This window comes from Nonomuraea sp. NPDC049709 (assembly GCF_040674815.1).
In the GTDB taxonomy this organism is placed as follows: domain Bacteria; phylum Actinomycetota; class Actinomycetes; order Streptosporangiales; family Streptosporangiaceae; genus Nonomuraea.
In genome coordinates this window covers 209223-215820 of the sequence record NZ_JBFANM010000011.1, presented here as the reverse complement: position 1 = coordinate 215820, position 6598 = coordinate 209223, and the positions used below count along the sequence as shown (strand labels likewise).

7 protein-coding genes and 1 pseudogene are annotated in these 6598 nt (G+C 71.6%); 5 read left to right on the top strand and 3 right to left on the bottom strand.

Going from position 1 to position 6598, the window contains the following annotated elements; all coding sequences use genetic code 11:
* The 3 genes and pseudogenes from AB0J69_RS13895 to AB0J69_RS13885 form a co-directional block, all read left to right on the top strand.
* Positions 1-384, top strand: a pseudogene (locus AB0J69_RS13895) (polysulfide reductase); the annotation flags it as partial.
* Positions 381-509: a hypothetical protein gene (locus AB0J69_RS13890; RefSeq protein ID WP_364116678.1), complete on the top strand. Its 129-nt coding sequence runs from the start codon at positions 381-383 to the stop codon at positions 507-509. The pseudogene AB0J69_RS13895 and the gene AB0J69_RS13890, both read left to right, overlap by 4 nt.
* A 24-nt stretch (positions 510-533) precedes the next feature.
* The gene (locus AB0J69_RS13885; protein WP_364116676.1) at positions 534-1070 is read left to right on the top strand and encodes an NUDIX hydrolase family protein; all 537 of its coding nucleotides are present in this window, start codon (positions 534-536) and stop codon (positions 1068-1070) included.
* 8 nt (positions 1071-1078) lie between these two features.
* Here the strand turns inward: AB0J69_RS13885 and AB0J69_RS13880 are convergent, their stop codons facing one another.
* Entirely contained in the window at positions 1079-1597 is a 519-nt protein-coding gene (locus tag AB0J69_RS13880; RefSeq protein WP_364116674.1) for a peptidoglycan recognition family protein, read from the bottom strand.
* Between the two features lie 159 nt (positions 1598-1756).
* On the opposite strand from AB0J69_RS13880, the gene AB0J69_RS13875 reads away from it, so the two are divergent.
* Entirely contained in the window at positions 1757-2935 is a 1179-nt protein-coding gene (locus AB0J69_RS13875; RefSeq protein ID WP_364116672.1) for an Ig-like domain-containing protein, read from the top strand.
* Between the two features lie 17 nt (positions 2936-2952).
* Here the strand turns inward: AB0J69_RS13875 and AB0J69_RS13870 are convergent, their stop codons facing one another.
* A complete protein-coding gene (locus tag AB0J69_RS13870) occupies positions 2953-4590 on the bottom strand; it encodes an arylsulfatase (protein WP_364116670.1) in 1638 nt (545 codons plus the stop codon).
* A 91-nt stretch (positions 4591-4681) separates the two neighbouring features.
* A complete protein-coding gene (locus tag AB0J69_RS13865) occupies positions 4682-5575 on the bottom strand; it encodes a sulfotransferase (RefSeq protein ID WP_364116668.1) in 894 nt (297 codons plus the stop codon).
* A gap of 159 nt (positions 5576-5734) precedes the next feature.
* Between AB0J69_RS13865 and AB0J69_RS13860 the strand changes: the two genes are divergently transcribed.
* Positions 5735-6592 (top strand): hypothetical protein, encoded by an 858-nt coding sequence (locus AB0J69_RS13860; protein ID WP_364116666.1) that lies wholly within the window; start codon positions 5735-5737, stop codon positions 6590-6592.
* Positions 6593-6598: the final 6 nt, after the last annotated feature.

Genomic DNA, 6598 nt, shown 5'->3' with positions numbered 1-6598 from the left:
GCGGGCGGGCTCGGGATGCTGGCCGCGCCGCTGTCGGAGTCGGCCCCGGCGCGCCGGGCGGCGCTGCTGGGCGCGGTCGTGGAGTGCGCGGCCGCCACCCGCATGGAGCGCCGGCTCGGGCCGCTGGCCGAGCCGCTCAAGCGCAGCAGGCTGCTGCGGCTGGGCGAGGCGCTGTCCCTGGCGGGCGCGCTGACCGGGGCGACGCTGGGCCGGCGCAGCCGGATCGCGGCCATGGCGGCCGGCGCGGCCCTGCTGGCGGGGTCGGCGTGCACCAGGTTCGGGATCTTCAGGGCCGGGATGGAGTCGGCGAACGACCCCCGGTACACCGTGCAGCCGCAGCGCAGGCGGCTGGTCAAGAGCAGATCGGAGCATGACCTCACATGAAGCGAAAAGTCCTCGAATACCTGCCGTTCCTGGGCATCGTGCTGTTCATCTGCACGACGTCCTGGCTGGCGGGCCGGACCGCGGCCGGCACGATCTCACTGGGCAGGAGCGCGGTACGCCGGTGACCCACCGGGCCGTACGATCAGCAGATGACCGAAAAGACCGAAACGACGCCCGCCTGGCTCGCCCCGGAAGAACTGGAGTCGGTGCGGGGCCGGCTGCCGATCCTCTATGTCGACGCCGTGCCGGTGCGGGCCGACGACACCGGCGTGGTCACCCACGTCGGCCTGCTGCTGCGCATCCAGTCGGACGGCACGGTCAGCCGGGCGCTGGTCTCGGGGCGGGTGCTCCACCACGAGCGGATCCGCGACGCGCTCATGCGTCACCTGGAGAAGGACCTCGGCCCCGTGGCGCTCCCCCGCATCCCCATCTCCCCGCAGCCGTTCACGGTCGCCGAGTATTTCCCCACGCCCGGCGTCACCCCTTATCACGACCCGCGGCAGCACGCCGTCTCCCTGGCCTACATCGTGCCCGTCGCCGGGGACTGCCGGCCCCGGCAGGACGCGCTCGACCTGGTGTGGTTCACCCCGGAGGAGGCGGCCTCGCCGATGGTGCAGGAGGAGATGGCCGGTGGGCAGGGCGTGCTGCTCAAGCAGGCGCTGGCCCACGTCGGGCGCCTGCTCTAAGGGGACCGTCAGGGCCGGTCGGCCCCGTCGCGTACCCAGCGGTAGAGCGGGTCGCCCGGGCACGAGGTGTCGTAGCCGTCGCGGTGCCCCTTGACCTGGCGGCCGGCGTCGCCGTGCTCGCGCAGGTATTCGATGGCGTCGACCAGGGCGTTGAGCAGGTCGTCGTTCGGCTCGGTCAGCCCCGAACTGCCGACCAGGGCGAGCACCGCGTAATGGTCGGAGTTGAGGCCCGCGCCGTTGGCGGCCGGGAGGGCGTGGGGGCCGCGGCCCATGAACGTGCGCCCGTGGGGGCAGCACACCATGTTGTAGCCCAGGTCGATGTACCTCTCGCCGCGGCCCCCCGACATGTGCATGCGCTGGATGTCCTGGACCAGGTCGACGCAGCGGTCGTGGTTGCCGGACTCCGCGAGGTCGGCCGGCACCTTGCCGCCCGTGTAGTGGATCTTGACTCCTTGGGTGGACGACAGGCGGGTGTAGTCGCTCGACGGCTTCTTCGCGTGCCATTCCGAGCGGGTGATCAGATTCATGCGTTCCTCTCGTCGTAGGAATGTCCTGGATATCAGAATGTCAACTTTCAGTAGCGATGTCATTACTCTTGGTTACTAGGATGACGTGCCGTCGGGGTGACGCTTCCATGCGAGCCGCCGCTAACGCCGGGGAAACAGGGCCCTCGCCAGGCTCTGGTCATGATCCGCCGGTTGTTGCGATATTTCGTGATCCTTACTGCCGTGATGCTGCTGACCACGGCGGCGGTCCTGGCCCTGGACCGGCCCGGTGAGCCGCCCGCGGTCCCCGTCGCGGGGCCACCGCCCGCGGCCGCGCCGCCGCCGGTGATCGAGATCACGCCCGCCGACGGCGGCCGGAACGTGCGGCCCGAGCGGGGCATCACCGTGCGGGTGTCGGGCGGGACGCTCACGGAGGTCACGGTCAAGGGCGTGAAGGGGCGCTTCAACGCCGCCCGTACGGAGTGGACGTCCGACCGCGCGCTCGCCCCCGCCAGGTCCTTCACCGTCGCCGCGGCGGCCACCGGGGCGGGCGGCACGGCGGCGACCGCGACCAGCCGGTTCCGGACGCTGAAGCCCGCCAGGACGATCGAGGTCGAGGACGTGACGCCGGAGCGGGGCGAGAAGGTCGGGGTGGGGATGCCGATCATCGTGACGTTCAACCGGGACGTGGCCGACAAGGCCGCCGTGGAGCGGGCGATGGTGGTGGAGTCGGGCAAGCGGTCCGAGGGCGCCTGGCGCTGGCCCGACGACCGGACCGCGGTCTACCGCACCCGTACGTACTGGAAGGCGCACCAGGAGGTGACCTTCGAGGCGCGCCTCACCGGGGTGCGGGCGGGCAGGAACGTGTACGGCGTCAAGGGGCACCGCACCACGTTCGAGATCGGCGCGGCCCGGATCAGCACGGTGGACGTGGACGAGCACACCATGGTCGTCCGGCGGGACGGCGAGAAGGTGCGCACGATCCCGATCAGCGCGGGCAACGGCGCCACCCGCGAGTACACGACGACCAGCGGGGTCCACCTGACCATGGCCAAGACCGACCCGGAGGTCATGATCTCCCCGGGCCGGGCGCCGGGCCAGGCGGGGTACTACGAGACCGTGGTGAACGACGCGGTGCGGATCTCCGACAGCGGCGAGTTCGTGCACAGCGCGCCGTGGTCGGTCGGCTCGCAGGGCCGGGCCAACGTCAGCCACGGGTGCGTGAACGTCAGCCCGCGCCACGCCGCCTGGTTCTACGAGCGCACCAGGCGGGGTGACGTGGTGAGGATCACCGGCACGGACCGGCGGCTGGAGTGGGACAACGGCTGGGGCTTCTGGCAGATGAGCTGGAAGCAGTGGCGCAAGGGGTCACGCGCATGACCCCCTGACGCCCCGGCTCAGCCGGCGGAGCGCAGCGTGAGCGGGCGTTCCCCGCCCGTGTGGGCCCGGCGGAAGACGTGCGACCTGCCGTCCGCCTCAAAGGCGGCCCGCACCGTGATGCGGCCGGACGGCGCCGGGAAGCCGACCGCGATGGCCGTACCCGGGTCCACCCGCTCGACGGTGTGCGCCCGCGTCCGGCGTCGCCCGTCGAGACCGAGCTGGACCCGGCGCCAGGGCACGGAGGAGCCGTTGTGCAGGGTCACCACGACCTGGCCGCCCTGCAGCTCCGTCCGCAGCCCGTACGGGATACGCGGGTCGGGCCCGATCGAGCGGTCGAGCCGGTCCACCAGTTCCTGGGTCAGGGCGGGCCGGGCGGCGGCCAGGTCCCGCTGCTCCCCGGGATCGTCGAGCAGGTCGTACAGCTCGACCCGGCCGTCGGGCCCGGCGCCGGCGATGTTCGGCGCCAGCCTGACCACCTTCCACCGGCCCCGGCGGATGGCCTGGGCCTTGCGCGGCCGGTTCCACACCAGGTGGTCGTGCTTGGGGGCGCCCTCGCCGGTGAGCAGGCCGCGGAAGGAGCGGCCGTCCAGGTGCGCGGGCAGCGGCACCCCGGCCAGGTCCCCGAACGTCGGCAGGACGTCCCAGAACGCCACCGGCTGCCGCTCCACCCGGGGACGCAGTCCGGGCGACCAGGCGATCATCGGGACGCGGATGCCGCCTTCGTACACGTCGCGCTTGTCGGCACGGAAGGGGCCGTTGGAGTCGAACAGCCAGGGCGTCACGCCCTTCTCCCGATGGGGGCCGTTGTCGCTGGTGAACAGCACGAGGGTGTCCTTGGCCCGGCCCGAGTCGCGCAGCGCCCTGATCAGTGCGGCGACGTCGGTGTCGAGCCGGGCCACCTGCGCGGCGTGGCGGCGGTTCGGGCCGCTCCAGGGTTTGTCCTCGTACGGGCCGGCGTCGCCGGGGATCACGCTCGGCGAGTGGGGCAGGTTGCTGGCGTAGTACAGCAGGAACGGGTCCTCGCTGTCGGCGTTGATGAACTCGACGGCCCGCTGCCGGAACAGGTGCGGCGCGTACGACGTGCCGTCGAGCTGCACCTTCTCCCCGTTGTGCCAGAGGTATTTCGGGAAGTACTGGTGGGCGTGGGCGTGGCCGATGTAGCCGAAGAACTCCTCGAAGCCGCGCGCGTTCGGGTGGGAGTCCTGGCCGGGCTCCTCGGGGCCGAAGCCCCACTTGCCGATGCACGCCGTACGGTAGCCGGACAGCCGCAGCAGCTCGGCGAACGTCAGGTCGGCGTCGGTGAGCGCGTGCTGCGGCCCGCCCTCCGGATTCTCCCGCACGGTGCTGTGCCCGGCGTGCAGCCCGGTGAGCAGCGCGCAGCGCGACGGCGCGCAGAGCGGCGCCCCCGCGTACGCGGCCTTGAACTGCACGCCCTCGGCCGCCAGCCGGTCCAGGTTCGGGGTCCGTATCATGCGCTGCCCGTTGCTGCCGATCTCACCCCATCCCAGGTCGTCGGCCAGGATGAGCAGGATGTTCGGCCGCGCGGGCAGGTTGCCGCGGGCGGAGGCCTCGGCGCCCGCGGGGGTTGCCGCGGGCAGGGCGAGGCCGGCGAGGGTACCGGCGAATAAGGCTCGGCGAGAGGGCCCGTTGATCACGAAGGGCAACATATCGGAGCCCCGGGCGAATGGCGGGCAAATCGCGAGCGAACTCTGTCACATACCGGCCACCACCGGGGTGAGACCCTTGTCACCGGAGATAGTCCCACGTCCGGCAGATGTCGTGCAGCTCGGCGGGGATCTCCTCGGGTGAGGGCAGGGGACGCCCGGCGACGACCGTGCCGGTGCGGATCTTGTCCCGCCAGTCGCCGATGCCCTTGACGAAGCCGCCGTGGTCCTTCTTGCCGTAGTCGAGCATGACGGGCTCGAACTCCACGCCCAGGAACAGGCACAGCCGGCGCAGCTGGGCCTCGGGGTCGGCGACCAGCTCCTCGTAGCGCAGGGTCAGGCCCTCCAGGTGGGTACGCGCCTCCTCCAGGTAGGTCATGTAGCTCAGCGTGCGCGGCACGGCCTCCTCCATGGGCCGCTTGACCGGGTCGGCCTCGTGCCAGGACTGCACGATCGACATCGGGTGGCGCAGCAGGAAGATGAAGCGCGCGTCCGGCCAGCAGGTCGAGATGCGCCGCCAGGCGAAGACGTTGCTGGGCGTCTTCTCGGCCATGATCGGCTTGCCGCTGCGGGTCAGCTCGCGGTGCAGCAGCCGGTCCCACACGAGGTGCTCGATGTCGCTGTGGGTGTGGCCGAGCAGCTCCATGGCCTGGCGTACGGGGTCGGTGCCCAGCCCGACGGTCACCCGCCGGAAGTGCGTCTCGATCGGCGAGTGGATCTGCGAGTGGCTGTTGAGCATGACGCGCAGCAGCGTGGAGCCCGACCGTACCGACGACAGCAGGAAGACGGGCTCGCGCAGCAGCCGGTCGTGCTCCGGGTCCGTGGGCGGCCGCACCGTGTCCCCGGGCAGCCGCTGCAACTCCAGCGGCACCTTGGGCGGTGGCGGCGGTTTGGGCGGCTCCTTGCGCAGCCGCCGCGTCAATGTGTATCCCGTCAGGCCCTCAAGAGTCGCGTTGGCCCGGTACCTCCAGCTCATGGGCCTACAAGGTAGAGCGGGCCAGTGAACCCCAGGTGAATCGCGGCTGTGAAGATGTTGCGAGGAAGACAGATCATCCGTGCACAAAGACGCAGAACAGAACAAAGTTCCACACCACTATGGAGCCGTCAATCATTCAACCTCTCCATAGGAGGAATCATGCGCACGCTCAAGCGCCGAGCCCTGCACCTTTCTCTACTCGGCGGCCTCGCCGTGGGGGCGCTCGCCGCGCTCCCCGCGACCGGACACGCCGCGGCCGGCACCTCGTCCGCGTCGGTACGGGTGGTGACCGGCGGCCTGTTACAGCTCGACTACACCGGCTCCGCCGACGCCAACAACGTCCTGATCACCCTCGAGCCGGGCACCAACGCGCTGCGGATCAGCGACTCGGTGAACATCACGCCCGGCGCCGGCTGCGTCTCGGCCCCCGGCGACCTCACCACCGTGCGCTGCTCCGTCGGCATCACCAGGATCGCCGCCCGGCTGGGCGAGGGCGCCGACAGGTTCGTCACGCAGGTCCCGCTGGCCGGCACCGTCGAGGGTGACGGCGGCGACGACGTCTTCCGTCCCAGCCGGTCCAAGGGCACCGTGGGCGCGGCGACCAGCCAGATCCTGTATGCCGGCGGCGCCGGCGAGGACACCGCGGACTACTCCGGCGTGCCGGCCACCGGCCCGAACGGGACCACCGGCGTCCGCGTGAGCCTGGACTTCGCCGCCAACGACGGGCGCGAGGCCGACGGTCCCCGCCCAGCCGACAAGGACAACGTCCAGACCGAGAACCTGGTCGGCGGCTCCTTCGGCGACACGCTGACCGGCGACGCGCAGAACAACAGGCTCACCGGCGGCAACGGCCGGGACACCCTGTCCGCGGGCCGCGGCGACGACGTGATCGACCTGCGGGACACCGTCTCCGATCACCTGTCGTCCTGCGGCGAGGGCACCGACCTGGCGCTCGCCGACTCCGGGGCGCGCGACAACGTCAGCGTGGACTGCGAGACGGTCCAGCGTCCCGCCTAGGACGCG